Source organism: Aliirhizobium sp. YIM B11859 (genome assembly GCF_057163345.1).
This window is the reverse complement of record NZ_JBXHAY010000002.1, coordinates 523954-543937: the sequence shown is the minus strand read 5'-3', so window position 1 is coordinate 543937 and position 19984 is coordinate 523954. Positions and strand designations below refer to the sequence as shown.

15 protein-coding genes are annotated in these 19984 nt (G+C 60.2%); 9 read left to right on the top strand and 6 right to left on the bottom strand.

What is annotated here, in order from left to right; translation table 11 throughout:
* Positions 1-2 precede the first annotated feature (2 nt).
* The 3 genes from zwf to AC2GXZ_RS08875 form a co-directional block, all read right to left on the bottom strand.
* Entirely contained in the window at positions 3-1481 is a 1479-nt protein-coding gene (zwf, locus tag AC2GXZ_RS08885; RefSeq protein WP_483758790.1) for a glucose-6-phosphate dehydrogenase, read from the bottom strand.
* Positions 1482-1559: 78 nt separating this feature from the next.
* On the bottom strand, positions 1560-2849 hold the full coding sequence (locus AC2GXZ_RS08880; RefSeq protein WP_483758789.1) for an NAD(P)/FAD-dependent oxidoreductase: 1290 nt from the start codon (positions 2847-2849) through the stop codon (positions 1560-1562).
* Positions 2850-2859: 10 nt separating this feature from the next.
* Positions 2860-4302 (bottom strand): glutamine synthetase family protein, encoded by a 1443-nt coding sequence (locus tag AC2GXZ_RS08875; RefSeq protein WP_483758788.1) that lies wholly within the window; start codon positions 4300-4302, stop codon positions 2860-2862.
* 127 nt (positions 4303-4429) lie between these two features.
* On the opposite strand from AC2GXZ_RS08875, the gene AC2GXZ_RS08870 reads away from it, so the two are divergent.
* The 3 genes from AC2GXZ_RS08870 to AC2GXZ_RS08860 all read left to right on the top strand — a co-directional run bounded on the left by AC2GXZ_RS08870 (position 4430) and on the right by AC2GXZ_RS08860 (position 7907).
* Positions 4430-5614, top strand: a complete 1185-nt coding sequence (locus AC2GXZ_RS08870; protein ID WP_483758787.1) for a BaiN/RdsA family NAD(P)/FAD-dependent oxidoreductase — start codon at positions 4430-4432, stop codon at positions 5612-5614.
* A gap of 163 nt (positions 5615-5777) precedes the next feature.
* Complete coding sequence (locus AC2GXZ_RS08865) at positions 5778-5912, top strand: hypothetical protein (RefSeq protein WP_483758786.1); 135 nt, start codon at positions 5778-5780, stop codon at positions 5910-5912.
* Between the two features lie 150 nt (positions 5913-6062).
* Entirely contained in the window at positions 6063-7907 is a 1845-nt protein-coding gene (locus AC2GXZ_RS08860) for a methyl-accepting chemotaxis protein (RefSeq protein WP_483758785.1), read from the top strand.
* Between the two features lie 222 nt (positions 7908-8129).
* Here the strand turns inward: AC2GXZ_RS08860 and AC2GXZ_RS08855 are convergent, their stop codons facing one another.
* Positions 8130-8381, bottom strand: coding sequence for an SMc00767 family acetate metabolism repressor (locus AC2GXZ_RS08855; RefSeq protein ID WP_483758784.1), 252 nt, complete (start codon positions 8379-8381; stop codon positions 8130-8132).
* Between the two features lie 262 nt (positions 8382-8643).
* Positions 8644-9933, bottom strand: a complete 1290-nt coding sequence (aceA, locus tag AC2GXZ_RS08850; RefSeq protein ID WP_483758783.1) for an isocitrate lyase — start codon at positions 9931-9933, stop codon at positions 8644-8646.
* Positions 9934-10132: 199 nt separating this feature from the next.
* Here aceA and AC2GXZ_RS08845 point away from each other — a divergent pair, with 199 nt between their 5' ends.
* The 5 genes from AC2GXZ_RS08845 to AC2GXZ_RS08825 all read left to right on the top strand — a co-directional run bounded on the left by AC2GXZ_RS08845 (position 10133) and on the right by AC2GXZ_RS08825 (position 15782).
* Positions 10133-11548, top strand: a complete 1416-nt coding sequence (locus AC2GXZ_RS08845; RefSeq protein WP_483758782.1) for a helix-turn-helix domain-containing protein — start codon at positions 10133-10135, stop codon at positions 11546-11548.
* Between the two features lie 131 nt (positions 11549-11679).
* Positions 11680-12774 (top strand): polyamine ABC transporter substrate-binding protein, encoded by a 1095-nt coding sequence (locus tag AC2GXZ_RS08840; protein ID WP_483758781.1) that lies wholly within the window; start codon positions 11680-11682, stop codon positions 12772-12774.
* Between the two features lie 93 nt (positions 12775-12867).
* Complete coding sequence (locus AC2GXZ_RS08835) at positions 12868-14025, top strand: ABC transporter ATP-binding protein (protein ID WP_483758780.1); 1158 nt, start codon at positions 12868-12870, stop codon at positions 14023-14025.
* 18 nt (positions 14026-14043) lie between these two features.
* Entirely contained in the window at positions 14044-14961 is a 918-nt protein-coding gene (locus tag AC2GXZ_RS08830; RefSeq protein WP_483758779.1) for an ABC transporter permease subunit, read from the top strand.
* The gene (locus AC2GXZ_RS08825; RefSeq protein ID WP_483758778.1) at positions 14961-15782 is read left to right on the top strand and encodes an ABC transporter permease; all 822 of its coding nucleotides are present in this window, start codon (positions 14961-14963) and stop codon (positions 15780-15782) included. The genes AC2GXZ_RS08830 and AC2GXZ_RS08825 overlap by 1 nt, the downstream gene beginning before the upstream one ends.
* A 4-nt stretch (positions 15783-15786) precedes the next feature.
* Here the strand turns inward: AC2GXZ_RS08825 and AC2GXZ_RS08820 are convergent, their stop codons facing one another.
* Positions 15787-17643: an AsmA family protein gene (locus AC2GXZ_RS08820; RefSeq protein WP_483758777.1), complete on the bottom strand. Its 1857-nt coding sequence runs from the start codon at positions 17641-17643 to the stop codon at positions 15787-15789.
* 147 nt (positions 17644-17790) lie between these two features.
* On the opposite strand from AC2GXZ_RS08820, the gene AC2GXZ_RS08815 reads away from it, so the two are divergent.
* A complete protein-coding gene (locus tag AC2GXZ_RS08815; RefSeq protein WP_483758776.1) occupies positions 17791-19752 on the top strand; it encodes an acetoacetate--CoA ligase in 1962 nt (653 codons plus the stop codon).
* Positions 19753-19984: the final 232 nt, after the last annotated feature.

Genomic DNA, 19984 nt, shown 5'->3' with positions numbered 1-19984 from the left:
GATCAGCCTTCGTGCCACGTGCGGCCGTCACGCTCGATCAGCGCGATAGCCTGGCTCGGACCCCAGGTGCCGGCGGTATAACCCTGTGCCACCTGTCCGGTTTCTTCCCAGCCCTTGAGGATCGGGTCGACCCATTCCCACGCCGCTTCCACTTCGTCGCGGCGCATGAACAGCGTCTGGTTGGCGCGGATCGTGTCCATCAACAGACGCTCGTATGCGTCGGGGCTGCGGGCATTGAACGCTTCCGCGAAGCTCATGTCGAGCGACACGTTGCGCAGGCGCATGCCGCCCGGACCCGGATCCTTGATCATCAGCGACTGCTTGACGCCTTCGTCCGGCTGCAGCCGGATGATCAGCTGGTTGGCCGAAATACGACCGGCGGCCGTGTCGAAAATGTTGTGCGGCACCGGCTTGAAGGAAATCACGATTTCCGAAACGCGGCTTGCCAGGCGCTTGCCCGTGCGGATGTAGAAGGGCACGCCCGCCCAGCGCCAGTTGCCGATTTCTGCCTTGATGGCGACGAAGGTCTCGATATTGGAGACGCCGCCTTCCAGCTCTTCGAGGTAACCCTTGACCGGCCCGCCGGCCGAAGCGCCGGCGCGATACTGGCCGCGCACCGTCATCTGCTCGACATTGTCGGCATTGATGGGCTTCAGCGCCCGCAGGACCTTGAGCTTTTCGTCGCGAACCGCTTCCGAATCCATCGAAGACGGGGTTTCCATCGCAACCAGGCAAAGCAGCTGCATGATGTGGTTCTGAACCATGTCGCGCAGCGCGCCGGCCGTATCGTAATAACCGGCACGGCCTTCGAGGCCGACGGCTTCGGCAACCGTGATCTGCACGTGGTCGATATAGTTGGCGTTCCAGAGCGGCTCGTAGAGCGCGTTGGCGAAACGCAGCGCCATCAGGTTCTGGACCGTTTCCTTGCCCAGATAATGGTCGATACGGTAGATCTGCTCTTCCTTGAACACCTTGCCGATCGTGTCGTTGAGCACCAGGGCCGAAGCGAGGTCACGGCCTATCGGCTTTTCGACGACGATACGGGTCTTCGGCGTGATCAGCTTGTGGTCGCGGATCTTTTCCGAAATGGCGCCGAAAATGCCCGGTGCGACGGCCAGGTAGAAGGCGCGCACGCGGTCCTTGCCGGTACCTTCGTCGAGCAGCTTCTTCAGCTTGTCCCAGCCCTGGTCGGACTTGGCATCGACCGGGATATAATAGATGCGTTCGCAGAAAGTCTTGACCTGCGCTTCGTCATATTCGCCCTTTTTAAGATGCTCCTTGAGGGCATCCTCGGCGAATTTGCGGTATTCCTCGTGGGAAAGGGCGCTACGCGACGCGCCGATGATGCGTGTCGGCTCCGTGAACTGGCCTTCGATCTGGCGGTGGTAAAGCGCCGGAAGAAGCTTGCGCTCCGCAAGATCGCCGGTTCCGCCGAAGACGATGCAATCGAATGGTTCCACTGGAATGATCTGGCTGCTCATCGCTCAACTTTCATCGTGTGGTGGTTGGGGTGTGTCTTATGCTAATCGATTTAAAAACGCTAGCCCGAAATCGTGCCGTCAGATGCGGTCTCTTAGCGCGAACCAGGTCAGTGCGAGAAAAAGCAAGGGTTTGCGCATGGCATGTCCTCCGGGAAATGCTGGAATATTGAGATCAGCGAGCGCGTCAAGCTCACTCTTTCGCCCAGCGACCATTTCAGCATAAAGCTTGCCACAATAATTTGACAGCATCACGCCATGGCCGGAATAACCGCCGATCGAGGTAACGCCGGGCATGACCTGGCGCACGAACGGTCGCCGGGGCAGGGTGATCCCGACATTGCCGCCCCAGGCATGGGTGATGCGCACATCCTTCAATGCCGGATAGGTGGTGACGATCTGCTGGCGGATCGCCTCGGCCGTATCCTTCGGATCTTTCGAAGAATAAACTTCCCGGCCGCCGAACAACAGCCGGTTGTCCTTCGACTTGCGGAAATAGCGCACCACGAAACGACTGTCGCAGACCGCCTCCATGCCGGGAATGACATGCGGATAGGCATCGAGCGGTTCGGTGGCGGCGATGAAAGAGCCGATCGGCATCACATGCGCCGAAGTAACGGGCTCCAGATTGCCGACATACGCATTGGTGGCAATCAGCAACCGGTCGGCCGTCAGTGTACCGCTCTTTGTCTCAACCTTGATCTTGCCGCCCTCGCGACGGATCGCCGTTGCCCTGGTATTCTCGTAGATTGCCGCACCGGCGGCCTTGGCGACTTTCGCCAGCCCGACCAGCAGTTTCAGCGGATGGATATGGCCGGTGCCGGTATCGCGCACGCCGCAATAATAATCCTTGGTGCCGACGCGCTCGGCCGTCTCCGCAGTGTCCATGAAGGTCATCTGCGAATATCCGTAACGCTCGGCCGCGATCTCCGCATTGGCGCGGTAATCCCGCTCGTATCCAGGTTTATGCGACACGTTGAGCTGGCCCGGCATATAGTCCATGTCTATGCCGTTGAGTGTTGCAAAATCGTGGAGATGGCGCTTGGCGTTTTCTGCCATGTCGAACAGCAGTCTGGAACGCTCATAGCCGAGTTCCTTCTCGGCTTCTTCCGGCCACCAGCGCTGGCCGGTGCCCAATTGCCCGCCATTGCGGCCCGAGGCGCCGTCTCCGAAACGGGCATCTTCGATCAATGCGACGGATACGCCAGCCTTGGCCAGGTTATAGGCCGCCTGAAGACCGGTGTAACCGCCGCCGATGATCGCGACATCGACCGATGCCGATCCGTCGAGCGAAGGGTAGCTCGGGCGATCGTCGACGGTTGCCTGATACCATGAAAGACCCGGTGCGATCGGGCTTTGCCAATTGTCCATGCTGCTCACCTTAAACGTTGAGAAGCAGGAACTCTCGCTCCCACGGGCTGATCACCTGCATGAAGGTTTCGAATTCGCCGCGCTTGACACCCGCATAGATGCCGATGAATTCCTTGCTGAACACGTCCGTCAGCGCCGGCTCTTCCTCCAGCAACGAGACGGCCTTCAACAGGTCGCGGGGCAGGTCGATCGTGCCTTCGTTGGCGGATTCGTCGGTCGGCGGCGTCGGCTCTATCCCGTTCATGATGCCGAGAAGGCCGCAGCCGAGCGAGGCGGCAAGCGCCAGATAAGGATTGGCATCCGAGCTCGGCAGACGGTTCTCCACCCGCCGCGCGACGGGATCGGAGACCGGCACGCGGAAGGCCGTGGTGCGGTTGTCGTAACCCCAGGCGGTATTGACCGGGGCTGCCATGTCCGGTGTCAGGCGGCGGTAGGAATTAACATAGGGCGCCATCATCACCAGCGCCTTTGGAATATAGGTCTGCATCCCGCCGATGAACTGGAAGAATTCCTTCGACGGCGATCCGTCCTTGTTGGTGAAGATATTGGCGCCGGTCTCTATATCCACCACCGACTGATGGATATGCATGGCCGACCCCGCCTGGCCCTGCATCGGCTTGGCCATGAACGTGGCGTAGATGCCGTGTTTCAGTGCCGCCTCGCGGATCGTCCGCTTGAACATGAACACCTGGTCTGCAAGCTCGATCGGATCGCCGTGGCGAAGGTTGATCTCGAGCTGTGCCGGACCCTCCTCATGGATCAGCGTGTCGATCTCCAGACCCTGCTTTTCGGAGAAATGGTAGATATCGTCGATCAGCTCGTCGAACTCGTTGATGCCGGCGATCGAATAACCCTGGCCGCCGAGGATGGCACGTCCGGAGCGACCTTTCGGCGGATGTAGCGGATAATCCGGATCTTCGTTCTTGGCGACCAGATAGAATTCGATTTCTGGTGCGACGACGGGCTTCCATCCGCGCTCGGTATAAAGCCGGACGACATTTTTCAGCACGTTGCGCGGCGTGTAACTCACCGCATCGCCTTCGGTATTGACGATGTCGCAGATGACCTGCGCGGTCGGGTCGGTTTCCCACGGCACGACGGACAGCGTTGAAAGATCGGGCATCAGCTTCAGGTCGCTGTCACGCGGCTCGTAGCGGAAATTCTCCGTTTCTTCCGGATATTCGCCGGAAATCGTATGGCGGTAGAGCGCCGAAGGCAGTGCCAGCGACGTATTGGAGGTGAATTTCGATGACGGCATCATCTTGCCGCGCGGCACGCCGGCAAGGTCGGGCGTGATGCATTCGATATCCTCGATCCCGCGGGCTCTCAGCCACGCCGCCGCTTCCTGCCAGTCGGCCACGCCTCGAAGCGAGGTAAGCGTTGGTTGGGCGACGGCAGCTTTGGCGACCGTACCGACTTCAGCAGCAGCAGGATTGGCTTTTTTTGTGGGCATGACACACCGGGGTGAGGTTGATCGAATGTTGCCATCATAGCCACCGATTGGCGATTGGCGAGGGGGGAAGCGTTGACTTTGGATGAACTATGGCGAACAGCGGGAGAGGCAACCTGAGGAATGAAGATTGGCGCGTAAATTTGATGTGGTGATCCTTGGCGCCGGTGCCGCCGGCATGATGTGTGCTATCCGTGCTGCCAAGCGCGGCCGTTCCGTGCTGGTTATCGACCATGCCAAGGCGCCCGGCGAAAAGATCCGCATTTCCGGTGGCGGCCGCTGCAACTTCACCAATATCAATGCCGGGCCGAAGAATTACCTGTCGTCCAATCCGCATTTCGTCAAATCCGCGCTTGCCCGTTACTCAGCGCAGGATTTCATCGATCTCGTAAACCGTCACCGCATCGCCTTTCACGAAAAGACCCTCGGGCAATTGTTTTGCGACGACAGCGCAAAGGACATCATTCGCATGTTGATGTCCGAGATGGAGGCTGCAGGCGCGAAACTTGAGCTTCAGATCGGCGTCACCGCAGTCGACAAGGTGGAGGGAGGTTTTCGCGTCACCACCACCCGCAATGAGGTGATCGAGGCAACATCCCTCGTCGTCGCAACCGGCGGCAAGTCGATCCCCAAAATGGGCGCAACGGGGTTTGCCTATGACATCGCCCGGCAATTCGGCCTGAAAACCGTCGAGACACGGCCAGGCCTCGTGCCGCTGACGCTCGATCCCAATCTGCTGGAAAAGCTTTCGCCACTGTCGGGCATCGCGGTTCCGGCCGAAATCCGTCATGGCAAAACGGCGTTCCGCGAAGCCTTGCTGTTCACTCACCGGGGCTTGAGCGGGCCGGCAATCCTGCAGATTTCCTCCTATTGGCGCGAAGGCGACGAAATCACTTTGGTCCTCGAGCCGGACCGGCGGATCGCCGAGGACTTGAAGGCGGCGAGAAAAGCGAACGGCAGGCAGCTGGTTCAGACGGCACTCGGCGAAATCCTGCCGAAACGACTGGCGCAGTTCTTTGCCGAAAAGCATCCGGCAGCGATCAAGCTTGCAGACTGTTCAGACAGGCTTTTCGATACGGTTGCAGCCTCGATCCAGGACTGGCGCATCCGACCGGCCGGTTCCGAAGGTTATCGAACGGCGGAAGTTACACTTGGCGGCATCGATACTTCGGAGCTGGAGTCTAAGACCATGCAGGCGAAGAATGTCCCCGGTCTTTATTTCATCGGCGAATGCGTCGATGTTACCGGCTGGCTCGGCGGCTACAACTTCCAATGGGCATGGTCTTGCGGACATGTCTGTGGAGAGTCGATCTGATCTTGAGGCTGATGCAAGCCGCGGCTTGAACAGGGCCGCCAAAGTTTTGTTCAGCACTTGTTAATATGCCTGGCAGATGCTGCCATATTGCCAGCTAATTTCTGTGTTCAAAACATCGATAGGCTGTCAGTATCAGTCCGTTCATCGTCTGGGAGTTCGTTATATGCCGAATGCTCGCCGTGCCCGCGCCATCGCAATTGCCAAGGCGGACGACCGTGCCGCTCTGTTGCGATTTCGTCTCGTGATGATCGCCGTCGGCGCCACGGCCGCACTTCTGGCTCTGCCGGTTGTATTTTGATAGCAAGCTAATATAATTTCACGCGCAAGTAGTTACGCTTGTCGTTGCTTCGCTACGGCCGCGTATTGTTTTTGACTTTAGTCAAATTTAGCAAAAATTCACCTCTATCGGCGATTAATCCAGGGATAGTTACTCCCACTGGAGCCCGCCATGAAAAAGATCGTTCCGTCTTCGGTCGTCACCAAAATTGTATTCCTGTGTCTTTTCCTCATCGTTGTTGCGGTCTCCGCGGTTTCTGGCCTGGCGTATAATACGTTTCGCAAGGACATCATGGAGACGGCCGTCGAGGATACGCAGAAATCCATTCGGACGATGGCCCTGATCTACGAAACCGCTGTGGCAGGCACGAAGACGACGCTCAGCGATGGAAAGCTCTCCAGGGTCGCGGCCGGCGACGGTGCGCTGCAGGGCCACGATCTCGTCGATCGCACCGCCGGCTCGATCGGTGGCGTTTCGACCGTGTTCGAAAAGCAGGGCAGCGATTACGTTCGTATTTCAACCAATGTGAAGAACGAAAAGGGCGATCGCGCCATCGGCACAAAACTTGCCGCCGATCATCCGGCGCAGGCAGCACTTGCCAAGGGCGCAGCCTATTATGGCCCCGCCGTCCTGTTCGGCCGCGATTTCATGACCGCCTATTACCCGATCACGAACGCAGCTGGTGCCGTCAGCGGCGTGCTTTTCATCGGCATCCCGATGGAAGTTTATTTCGCCCATATTGCCTCTGCCGGCATGGCGATCATGATTTCGTCGCTGGTTGCTCTTCTGTTCATCGCGGTTGCCAGCTATTTCGTCATCCGCAAGCTCATCCACCCGCTTGGCGTGCTGACCGGTTCGGTCCGGGCGATTGCCGCTGGCGACAACAAGTCTGAAATCCCCTACACGGCACGCGCCGACGAATTCGGCAATATTGCCCGCGCCCTGCAGATTTTCCGTGACAACGCGCTGGAAAAGCTGCGCATCGAACATCAGAGTTCGATGGAACGCGCCGAGGCCGAAGCCGAGCGCGAGCGCAACGACAGCGACAAGCGCATGGTCGACGGCCAGATCGATCAGGCGGTTACTGCTCTCGGTTCCGCCCTGTCGCGCCTGTCGCAGGGCGATCTTTCCGTCACCATCGACCAGCCTTTCTCCGGCAAGCTGGAAGCGCTTCGCGCCGATTTCAACGGTTCGATCCTCAAGCTGCGCGACACGCTGTCCAATATCCGCCAGAGCACGATGGCGATCCAGAAGAGCAGCGCCGATCTCAGCAGTTCGTCGGCCGATCTGTCGCGCCGCACCGAAAGCCAGGCGGCCTCGCTGGAAGAGACCGCCGCTGCCGTCGATGAAATCACCACGACCGTGCGCTCGTCGGCCGATCGTGCCCGTGAGGCAAATGAAGCCGTCACCCACACCAAGAAAAACGCCGACAATTCCGGCGTGGTCGTCAAGAACGCCGTTGCCGCCATGGGCCGTATCGAGGATGCCTCGCAGAAGATCGAGCTGATCATCGAAGTCATCGACGATATCGCCTTCCAGACCAATCTTCTGGCGCTCAATGCCGGTATCGAGGCAGCCCGTGCCGGTGAAGCCGGCAAGGGGTTCGCGGTCGTTGCACAGGAAGTCCGTGAACTGGCGCAACGCTCGGCAGACGCCGCCAAGGAAATCAAGGGCCTGATCAACCAGTCGACCAACGAGGTCGGTGCCGGTGCCTCACTCGTTCAGCAGGCAGGTGAGGTTCTTGCCACGATCAGCAGCGAAATCGTTGTCATCAGCCAGCATGTCGAAACCATCGCCACCGCCAGCCGCGACCAGTCGGCAGCGCTGCAGAACATCAACCAGTCCGTCAACCAGATGGACCAGATGACCCAGCAGAACGGTGCGATGGTGGCTGAAACCAGCGAGGCAAGCCGCCGCCTGGCAGACGAAACCGAAGCCCTGTTCGGCCTGCTGCAGCAGTTCCGTATCGATGCCGCCGCGACGCAGACCGGCCGCCGTTACGACCGGGCCGCCTGATCGGCAGGCAAAGACCAGATAGTATTTGCGAGAAAGGGCGGTTTTGACCGCCCTTTCTCTTTTGGGGGAGATCGGAAGTATGGTTGGCCGAAGCCGCCATGGACCCGGCTCTTGGTCGCGGCCGGTGTATGCGGCAATTCCGGTGAAGTAGAAAGCGGTGTGCCATCGGAATTGCGACAATCGAAACGCCGTACCGTCTTGCAGTCAACAGCCTGATGCTTGCTATTGCGGCCGGTTGGTCATGACGACCGGAACCATCAGGTCTCCCCAGTGACCATCGCCACCGTGATGCCGCGCCGAGCGGATCAGCTCGACCGAGACACCCGCCTCGACCGCCTTCATGACGGCATGGTTCAGCCGGTGCAGGTCGTTGGCCAGCGCACGGATCGCCGCCTGCTGGTCGTTGCTCATCGCGCTCGCCTGCTCCTCGGCGCGTTCCTTGACATGGGTCTTGATCGGGGTCTGGATCGTCATCTCGGGGTCTCCTCTCTATTGGGTTTGTGGTGCCTGCCTTAAGCCTCGGTGTTTTGTCCTCGATGTCGGCGTCTGCCCCTCATCCGGCTGCCGCCACCTTCTCCCCGCAGGCGGGGCGAAGGGCCTCCTACGGCCAAGGTTTCGGTCCCTCTGAAACGTTGAGCGGGGCATGTCCCCTCTCCCCGTTTACGGGGAGAGGGTTAGGGTGAGGGGCAGCCCAGAACGGGACGCAAGTGCAGTCCGGTAATTCAGGGGTGAAGCCTCACTCCGCCGCCGGCCGAAACTGCGCATGCTCCGTCGATTCACCCATGCCTGTCGTCGACGACAGGCCGCCGGTGATGGCCATCGATACGGCATCGAAATAACCCGTGCCGACCTCCCGCTGGTGTTTGGTCGCGGTGTAGCCGTTGATCTCGGAGGCGAATTCCGCCTCCTGCAGCTCCGAATAGGCGGCCATCTGGCGGTCCCTGTATCCGCGCGACAGTTCGAACATGCCGAAATTCAGCTGGTGGAAACCGGCAAGCGTGATGAACTGGAACTTGTAGCCCATCGCGCCCAGTTCCCGCTGGAACCTGGCAATCGTCGCGTCGTCGAGGTTCTTTTTCCAGTTGAACGACGGCGAGCAGTTGTAAGCGAGCATCTTGCCCGGATGGACCTTGTGGACCCCTTCGGCAAACTTTCGCGCCTGTTCCAGATCCGGCTTCGATGTTTCGCACCAGATGAGATCGCAGTAGGGCGCATAGGCGACGGCGCGGGCAATGCAGGGCTCGAGCCCGTTGCGCACCCGATAAAAGCCTTCGGCCGTCCGCCCGGCCTCGTAATCGACGAAAGGCTGGTCGCGCTCGTCGATATCCGATGTCAGCAGTTTCGCCGCCTCGGCATCGGTGCGGGCAATGACCAGTGTCGGAACGCCCATGACGTCGGCCGCAAGCCGAGCCGCCGTCAGGTTGCGGATATGCGCCGCCGTCGGGATCAGGACCTTGCCGCCCAGATGGCCGCATTTCTTTTCAGACGCCAGCTGATCCTCGAAATGCACGCCGGCAGCCCCCGCCTCGATAAACGCTTTCATGATCTCGAAAGCATTGAGCGGCCCGCCGAAACCGGCTTCCGCATCGGCAATGATCGGCGCAAACCAGGTGTCGACCGACAGGCCCTTGCCTTCCGCCGTCTCGATCTGGTCGGCCCGCTGCAGTGTCCGATTGATCCGCCGTGCCAGTTCCGGTGCGGCATTGGCCGGATAAAGCGACTGGTCGGGATACATCGATGACGCCGTGTTGCTATCGGCGGCCACCTGCCAGCCGGAGAGATAGATCGCCTTCAGCCCGGCGCGAACCTGCTGCATCGCCTGATTGCCCGTCATGGCGCCCAGCGCATTGACGAAGTCCTCGCTGTTCAGCAGCGACCACAGCCGGTTGGCACCCTTTTCCGCCAGCGAATAGCGGATCTCGATCGACCCGCGCAGCCGCGTCACGTCCTCGGGCGAATAGGGGCGGCTAATGCCATCGAAACGGCCTTGCGGAGCGCTGGCGACCAGCCTGTCAAAATCTGTCATCTGTCTCTCTCCCACTTGAACTTGAACATCCTCACCTCTCGGAAGTTCATGTGAAATATTTACAGAATGACGAATGTTAATTCTATAAGTCCATGATATAAAAGAAGTTACGATGTCACGGCTTACACAGATGCCAAGGTAATTTTGTAAATATTGTAAAACAACAGCCGCGTAAAACTTTGACAGGAGGAGGTCGAAGATGGAGCGAAAGGTGTTTGCGGGCGGCCGTGTCCGGCGTGTCCGTTTGGGTCTGGGCCTGACCCAGACGGCCATGGCGGGGGCGCTGGAAATCTCGCCCTCCTATCTCAATCTGATCGAACGTAACCAGCGCCCGCTCACTGTGCAGTTGCTGTTGAAACTCGCCTCAACCTACAAGCTCGATCTCGATGCGCTGCAGGGGGAAGGCGGCGGTCTTTCGGCGCAGCTGCGCGAGGTCTTTGCCGATCCACTTCTCGCCGGCGAAATCCCCGGCGACCAGGAAATCGTCGAAGTGGCCGAGGCTGCCCCCAATGCCGCACTCGCCACGGTCAAGCTTTACCGCGCCTATCGCGAACAGACGGCCCGCCTCTCCGATCTGGCGACATTGCTAGCCAGCGAAGGCCGCGAAATGGCATCGGCCGACAGCCGCATGCCGATAGACGAGGTGCGCCAGGCGCTCGAACGCCGGCCGAACTTCTTTGCCCGCATCGAGGATGCGGCCGAGGCGCTGGCGAAAAACTTTGCCGCCGGTGACGATCTGCCATCGGCTTTGCGGGCCTGGCTGAAGAACGAGCGCGGCATCACGGTGCGCACCTTGCCGGCGCATGTCATGCCGGCGCTGCGCCGCCGTTACGATCGCCACAGCATGCGGCTTTTCCTCTCAGAACGCCTGTCGCCCTTCGACCGCAACCGCGAACTCGCCATGGAAGTGGCACTCTTGGCGATGGCGCCGGATATCGATGCCGAACTCGATGGCCTGCTGCTGCAGACGGCCGAAGCGCGCCGCATCGCCCGTTTCGAGCTTGCCCGTTATGCCGCCCATGCGCTGCTCATGCCCTATAGCGCCTTCCTCGCCGCCGCCACCCGCGCCCGTTACGATATCGACGTGTTGCGCTCCCGTTTCGACGTCTCCTTCGAACAGGCCGCCAGCCGTCTCTCCACGCTCTGTCGTCCCGATTCCGCCGGCATTCCGTTTTTCCTGATGGAGATCGATCATGCCGGCAATGTCGTGCGCCGCGCCGGCGCGCAAGGTTTTCCCCGCTCGCGTTTCGGCGGTCTCTGCCCGAAACTCGGCATTCATTCGGCCTTTGCCGAACCCGGCCGCATTCTCGTCGATCGGGTGGAAATGCCCGAGGGCGATGTCTTCCTCACCGTGGCAAGGACGCTCGAAGGCCCGCAGGCCGATTTCGGCGAGCGTATCAGGCGCACCGCCATCCTTCTCGGCTGCGACATGGCCCATGCCGGCGAGGTGGTCTATGCCGCCGCCTTGCCGGCCTCCGGTTTCGTCGTCACTGCCGGTCCCGCCTGCCGCATCTGTGAACGCCGCGCCTGCCTGTCGCGTGCCGAGCCGCCGATCACCCGCCCGCTTGGTCTCGACGAAATGGTGACCGGATTGAGCGCTTTCGACTTCCAATAGAAAAGGACAACCGTTGCCGCACTGCACATTCCCCCTTGTGGGCAGCAAAAATCCTTTCTAGTCTGGTAAAAAAACAATGCGGGAAACTTTGCGCGGCCCCGGTCGCAGCATCAGCTGGAACAGGAGAAATCATGAGAAACCATCTACTTGGCTTTGCGGCCGCGCTTGCCGCGACTGTCTTTGCCTCTTCTGCCATGGCGCAGGAAAAGGTTGTCCACGTTTACAACTGGTCGGACTATATCGACGAGTCCATTCTCGAGGATTTCACCAAGGAAACCGGCATCAAGGTCGTCTATGACGTCTTCGACAACAACGATCTCTTGGAAACCAAGCTGCTTGCCGGTGGCTCAGGTTACGATGTCGTTGTCCCGACCGGTCCCTTCCTTGCCCGCCAGATCCAGGCCGGCGTGTTCCAGAAGCTCGACAAGTCGAAGCTGCCGAACCTCAAGAACATGTGGCCGCTGGTCAGCGAGCGGCTGGCCAAATACGACCCCGGCAACGAATATGCCGTCAACTACATGTGGGGCACGACCGGCATCGGCTACAATGTCGACAAGGTGAAGGCCGCACTGGGCGATGTGCCGATCGACAGCTGGGATGTCCTGTTCAAGCCGGAAAACGCCAAGAAGCTGAAATCCTGCGGCATCAACATCCTCGATGCCTCCGACGAGACCTTCGCGATCGCGATGAATTATCTCGGCAAGGACCCGGACAGCAAGAAGACCGCCGATCTGGAAGCCGCAGGCGACGTCTACAAGAAGATCCGCCCCTCGGTGAAGACCTTCAACGCGTCGGCCTATATCGATGAGCTCGCCAATGGCGACAGCTGCATCACCATCGGCTGGTCGGGCGACGTTCTGCAGGCCAAGACCCGCGCCGAAGAAGCCAAGAACGGCGTCAACGTCAATTTCATCATCCCCAAGGAAGGCACCTATATGTGGTTCGACAACCTTGCCATCCCCGCGGATGCCAAGAATGTCGACGAAGCCCATGCCTTCATCAACTACCTGATGAAGCCCGAAATCATCGCCAAGGCCTCCAACTACGTCCAGTATGCCAACGGCAACCTTGCCTCGCAGCAGTTCGTCGACAAGGAAGTGCTGGACAATCCGAACGTCTATCCGTCGGAAGAGGTGACCAAGAAACTCTTCACCATCTCGCCTTACGGCCCCAAGGAACAGCGCGTGCTGAACCGGGTCTGGACGCAGATCAAGACCGGCAAATAAGCGCCGATCTTTGAAAGGGCGGGCTCTGACCCGCCCTTTTCATTTCCATGGACATATCGAGACTAGAAGACACGCTGGGGCAAGGTATCACGCATGGCGAAATCTCTCGGACCGGTTAAGCGCAAATTTTCTCCCTGGACCGACCCGCAGGCGGTCCCCTTCATCCGTTTCGAGAATATCACCAAGAAGTTCGGCACCTTCACGGCCGTCGATAATCTCACCCTCGATATCTACGAGAAGGAGTTCTTCTCGCTGCTCGGCCCGTCTGGCTGCGGCAAGACCACGCTGATGCGCATGCTGGCCGGTTTCGAAGAGCCGACCGAGGGCCGCATCCTTCTCCAGGGGCAGGACATAAGGGGCGTGCCGCCCTATCGCCGCCCGACCAACATGATGTTCCAGTCCTACGCGCTTTTCCCGCATATGACGGTCGAAAAGAACATCGCTTTCGGCCTTGAACAGGACAATCTGCCCAAGGGCGAAATCACCGCCCGCGTCGAGGAAATGCTGAAACTCGTCAAGCTGGAACAGTTCGCCAAACGCAAGCCCAACCAGCTTTCCGGCGGCCAGCGCCAGCGCGTGGCGCTCGCCCGTTCGCTCGCCAAACGGCCAAAGGTCCTGCTGCTCGACGAACCGCTCGGTGCGCTCGACAAGAAGCTGCGTGAGGAAACCCAGTTCGAACTGATGGACCTGCAGCATACGCTCGGCCTCACCTTCCTGATCGTTACCCATGACCAGGAGGAGGCGATGACCGTGTCGGACCGCATCGCCGTCATGGACAAGGGTATCATCGTCCAGGTGGCCACACCGGCAGAAATCTACGAGGCGCCGAACAGCCGTTATGTCGCGGATTTCATCGGCGACATCAACATCATAGAAGGCACGATCACCGAGACGACAAGCGCGCTCGGTGCGCCGGGCATCGTCAGCATCGATTGCGGCGGTCTGCCCGTCGCCGTCGAGCAGGAATGCCAGGCGGTCAAGGGCGACAAGGTGGCGTTTGCCGTGCGTCCGGAAAAGGTCCGCATCTCGCTCGATGCGCCGGCCGATCCCGCGGTCAACAGCTTTTACGGCGAGGTCTGGGATATCGGTTATCTCGGCGACTTTTCGCTTTTCCTCGTCCGCTCGGAGGACGGTCGCATCCTGCGTGCGGCCCAGGCCAACGTTTCGCGCCTCGTCGACCGGCCGATCACCTTCGGCGACATGGTCTGGCTGACCTGGTCGCGCGATGCCGGCCTTGTTCTGACACGTTAGGGAAGGGGAGGCTGAACCATGGCGAATGTTTCGGAAACCCATCTCGCTGGCGGCCCATCCTGGACACGCTGGCTCGTGGTCATCGTACCTTATATCTGGCTGCTGCTTTTCTTCGTCGCGCCCTTCCTGATCATCGTGAAAATCTCGCTGTCCGACACGGCGATCGCCATGCCGCCCTATACGCCGGTCTTCGAAGGTTTTGGCGCGATAAGCGACTTCATCTCTGAACTGGACTTCGAAAATTACGTCTTCCTGACTGACGACCAGCTCTACATCCTCTCCTACCTGTCGTCGCTCCGCATCGCCGCGATCTCGACAGTGCTTTTGCTGCTGATCGGTTATCCGATGGCGCTTGCCATGGCGCGTGCCCCGACCTCGATCCGGCCGACGCTCGTCATGATGGTCATCCTGCCCTTCTGGACCTCGTTCCTGATCCGCGTCTACGCCTGGATCGGCATCCTGAAACCGGACGGCCTGCTGACGCTGCTTTTACAAACGATCGGCCTGATGGGGCCGGACGATCAGGTGCAGATCTTCCGCACCGATACCGCCGTCTTCATCGGTATCGTCTATTCCTATCTGCCCTTCATGGTCCTGCCGCTCTATTCGGCGCTGGAAAAGATGGACCATTCGCTCTTGGAAGCCGCAAGCGATCTCGGCTGCCCGCCCTGGAAGGCCTTCTGGAAGATCACCTTCCCGCTCTCCATGCCGGGCGTCATCGCCGGCGCGATGATCTGCTTCATCCCGATCACCGGTGAATTCGTCATTCCGGATCTGCTCGGCGGCGCCGATACGCTGATGATCGGCAAGACGCTGTGGACCGAGTTCTTCGGCAATCGCGACTGGCCGCTTGCCTCGGCCGTGGCCGTCATCCTGCTGATCATGCTGGTCGTGCCGATCATGATCTTCCAGAACCAGCAGAAAAAGGTGGCGTGATGAGATCGCCCCGTTTCGATGCCACGGTTCTGACCCTGGGTTTTGCCTTCCTCTACATCCCGATCATCATCCTGATCGTTTATTCGTTCAACGCATCGCGGCTGGTCACGGTCTGGGGCGGATTTTCGCTGCACTGGTATTCGACCATGTGGTCGAACCAGGGCCTGATGGATGCCGCCTGGGTCACCGCCCGCGTCGGCGTCTTGAGCGCCACACTCGGCACCATTCTCGGCACGCTCGCGGCCCTTGCGCTCACCCGTTTTTCGCGTTTCCCCGGCCGCATGCTGTTTTCCGGCATGATCTACGCCCCGATCGTCATGCCCGAGGTCATCACCGGCCTGTCCATGCTGCTGCTCTTCGTGGCCTTGAATGTCGATCGCGGTTTCTGGACGGTCACCATCGCCCACACCACTTTCACCATGTGTTATGTGGCGATCGTCGTGCAGTCGCGGCTCCTGACCTTCGATCGCAGCCTGGAAGAGGCCGCCCTCGATCTCGGTTGCCCGCCGGTCAAAACCTTCTTCAAGATCACCCTGCCGCTGATCTTCCCGGCCGTCATCGCCGGTTGGATGCTGGCCTTCACCCTGTCGCTCGACGATCTGGTGATCGCCAGCTTCAACACCGGTCCGGGCGCAACGACGCTGCCGATCAAGATCTATTCGCAGGTCCGCCTCGGTGTGACGCCGGAAATCAACGCCATCTGCACCATTCTCATCGCGCTTGTCACCGTCGGCGTCATCATCGCCTCGCTGAGCACCAAGCGGACGGAGATGAAGCGCATCCGCGACGAACATCTCGCCATCCGGGGGGCGTCGTCCTGATTTTCTATTCGCTGGGTTTCGCCACCGGCGCCGCTATCGGCCAGAGGATCGGGCTCGGCCAGGCACCACCGACGAAGAAACCGAGCGGCTGACTGTCGTCCTTCGGCTTTATCGAGGCCGAAAGGGCCAGGCTGCGGGTGGCGAGCGGTACGGCACCCTTCAGCGAGATCGTCTCGTTGCGTCCGACGATTTCGGCTTTGTCGAAATCGGCGATCCCGTCGCGTATCACCGCCGACGCACTGATTGCGTCGAAGTCGATCGAACCCGTTGCAGCGTCGCTCAGCGAAAAATAGGGCTTCTGGCTGGCCATCTGGCGGATGACGGCCATGTCTACGCCGTTAAGCCGGCCTGGACCCGCCTGGAAATTGAACGTGCCTGTCGCGGCATTCCAGGCGCTCGGGTTGATTGGCTGCGGCACGTCGAGGGCAATATCCAGCGTCCCTTGTGCTGCCGGTATCGGGCCGGCAAGCTGCAATTGTTGTGACAGCGCGGCAAAATCCGCCCCGCGTATCGACGCGCGGAAGGCGACGGCTTTGCCGTTGCCATCCTTGCCGAGCGTTTCCTTGATCGTGCTGATCCTGCCGGTCAGGCTGCCAGGCTGCAGGTCGCTGTCCAGAATATCGAGCCGGAACTGCTGCGCGACATTCATCAGTCCAAGCGCAATGTCACGGATCTGGATCGCACCGAAGGCGGCGACCTGCGACGAAATCCTGAGATCGAGTTCCAGATCGGTGATCAGCGAGGGCAGGGCTTCTGCATCCTTGCTGATCGCCGGCCGCAAGGCTGCAAGCAGGCGCAGTAGATCGATGTGGTCGAAGGCGAGCGTCCCGGTCAGCCGCGGCTGTCCTGACGCCGGTGTGTCCAGTTCCATCAACCCCGTGGCATGTTCGTTATTGAGGCCGAGTTCCAGGTTCTCGAACCTCAGCTCCTGCCGGTCAGCGATCACCTTGGCGGCCACCGAAGCCGATTGCAGCCCGTCGACCAGCGCCGGATCGACGTCGAACCAGCGCAGCATGGCGGGCATGTCGGATGTCTGCAATTCTGCGTCGCCGGAAAAATAACCGCGCCTGGTAAGGCTCGCGACACCGTCGAATTTCGCCTGTCCGATATCCGTATTCGCCCGGCCCTGGAATTCTCCGCTTCGGCCGTCGAGAAGCAGCAGCGGCTGAGTGCTGCGCAGGTCGACACCCAACTTGCGGCCGTGGACCATCGCCTCGCCCCGGATCAGGGCCGCGTCGGAAAGGCTCGGCCAGCCCACTCGGCCATTGATCGCATCGAGACGCAGGTTGCGCCCATGGGTGCCTCCGGCAATTTCGATCACGCCATTGGTAACCTGCACATCGCCGATCGGCGCATCAAGTTCCTGCGGCAGCGACTGGCGACTGCCATTGGCAACCGCCTTGGCGATTGCGTCCACCAGCAGTCCGCCTTGTGCCCATTGCAGCCGGCCGTCCTGGCCGCGGTTGAGATAGACATGCGGATTGACGAGATGGAAATCCTCGAAGACCGGCTGGTCGAGCAGTGCCTCCGCCAGGTCGAACGAGGCCGACAATTCGTCGATCGTCGCCAGCAATTTGCGTTCGCCCTCTCCGTCATTGTGGATGGTGATATCGGAGAGCACCACTTCGGGATGCGGCCAGAAGCGGATGGTCGAAACGCCGCTGATCGTCGCCTCGTGGCCGGTCCATCGTTCGACCGCCTGTTCCATGTCCTCCCGTACCATGGCCTCGGAGATCAGGAAGGGCGTGACGATACGGAACAGGGCACCGGCGAGGATCATCACGACAGCCGCAATCATCAGCGCTCGGCCATAGGGCCGGCGGGCGTGCCTGCGAATTGTCTGGGCGGCTTTGATGAACATGCAAGGCGCATATAGGAAATGCAGATGAGGCGCAATTCAGGCGGGCGCCGGACAAAGAGCTTGCACCGGCACGACATGCGACATTTTATGCACATAAGCACGCGCTGGCATGAGGAGGCCGGTCGTGACGGCGAGGAAAGGGAGAACATGCTCGATCAGGATAAGCCACTTTGGACCCTGTCCGAAGAACGACAGCGTGCGACACCGCTTTACCGGTTCATGCGCCGGTGCGAGGAACGCCACGCGACGCAATTTTCCGGTTATGACGACTTCCATGCCTGGTCGGTGGCGCAACGCGAGGACTTCTGGTCGGCGATATGGGACTTTTGCGGCGTCGTGGGGCAGCGCGGGGAGACGGCGCTGGTCAATGGCGACGACATGCTGGCGGCGCGTTTCTTTCCCGATGCCCGGCTGAATTTTGCCGAAAACCTGCTCGCCCATAAAGACGATCAAGAGGCGAAGGCGCTGATCTTCCGTGGCGAGGACAAAGTCCGTGACGACTGGAGCTGGGGCAGGCTGCATTCGGAAGTGTCCAGACTTCAGCAGGCCTTTCGCGATCTAGGTGTCAGGCAAGGCGACCGCGTCGCGGCGATGATGCCGAACATGCCGGAAACTGTCGCCTGCATGCTGGCGGCAGCGTCGCTCGGGGCGATCTGGTCCTCCTGTTCCCCTGATTTCGGTGAGCAGGGTGTGCTCGATCGTTTCGGCCAGATCGAACCGAAACTGTTCATCGCCTGTGACGGCTACTGGTATAACGGCAAACCGCAGGACGTCTCGGCCAAGGTGAAGACCGTGGCAGCTGAACTTGCCGTGTCGGTCATCGTCGTGCCCTATGCCGGTGACGCGGGTGTCCTTGCTGCAAGCCTGCCGGCTGCGCACACCTATCCCGATCTGACCGCCGCCTACGATCAGAAGCCGCTTGAATTCGAGCGGCTTCCTTTTTCCCACCCGCTCTATATCCTGTTTTCATCAGGCACGACCGGCATCCCGAAATGCATCGTTCACTCGGCTGGCGGCACGTTGCTGCAGCATCTGAAGGAGCATCGCCTCCACTGCAGCATCGAGCCGGGCGAGCGGTTGTTCTACTTCACCACCTGCGGCTGGATGATGTGGAACTGGCTGGTCTCGGGCCTTGCGGTCGGCGCGACGCTCTGCCTGTACGACGGTTCTCCTTTCGCCTCCGATGGCAATGTGCTGTTCGATTATGCCGCCGAAGAAGGTTTCGCGGTCTTCGGCACCTCGGCCAAATATATCGATGCGCTGCGCAAGTCCGGCCTGGTCCCGAAACAGAGCCATGATCTTTCGGCGCTCCGCCTGATGACCTCGACCGGTTCGCCGCTGTCGCCCGAGGGCTTTTCATTCGTTTATGACGGCATCAAGGATGACATTCATCTGGCCTCTATCTCCGGCGGCACGGATATCGTCTCCTGCTTCGTGCTCGGCAATCCCCTGACACCCGTCTGGAAGGGTGAAATCCAGGGACCGGGCCTCGGCCTTGCCGTCGATGTCTGGGACGACGAGGGAAAACCGGTACGCGGACAGAAGGGCGAGCTCGTCTGCACCGGTGCCTTTCCCTGTCAGCCGGTGATGTTCTGGAACGATCCGGGCATGTCCAAATACCGTTCCGCCTATTTCGAGCGTTTCGACAATGTCTGGTGCCACGGCGATTTTGCCGAATGGACGGATCACGGCGGACTGATCATCCATGGCCGTTCCGACGCCACGCTCAATCCCGGCGGCGTTCGCATCGGCACCGCCGAGATCTACAATCAGGTGGAGCTGATGGAAGAGGTGGCCGAAGCGATCTGCATCGGCCAGGATTGGCAGGATGATGTTCGTGTCGTGCTTTTCGTCCGGCTCGCCGATGGGTTGTCCCTCGACGATGATTTGGAAAAGGCGATCCGCACCCGTATCCGCACCGGCGCGTCACCCCGCCACGTCCCCGCCAAGGTCATCCAGGTGGCCGATATTCCAAGGACGAAATCCGGCAAGATCGTCGAGCTCGCGGTGCGCGATATCGTCCACGGAAGACCGGTCAGGAACAGGGAGGCACTTGCCAATCCGGATGCGCTGAACCTCTACGAAAACCTTGCAGCGCTTGGCGACTGACCTTGCTGCAATGCAGCAATACATCGCGATGATCCGGATCGGTACAGGTTTAAGCTGTTGTTGAGTGACGTTCGTCAAACATGGCGCAGAACGGCCCGATGCGGTGTATCAATGTCGGCATGCGATGAGATTTTGAGGCGCCCCCGCACCCCAGTCGTCGTTGGACAGCACAATTTCTTAAAAGGCAGCCAAGGCTGCCTTTCTTTTAAATGCTTATGCACGCATAACGTGT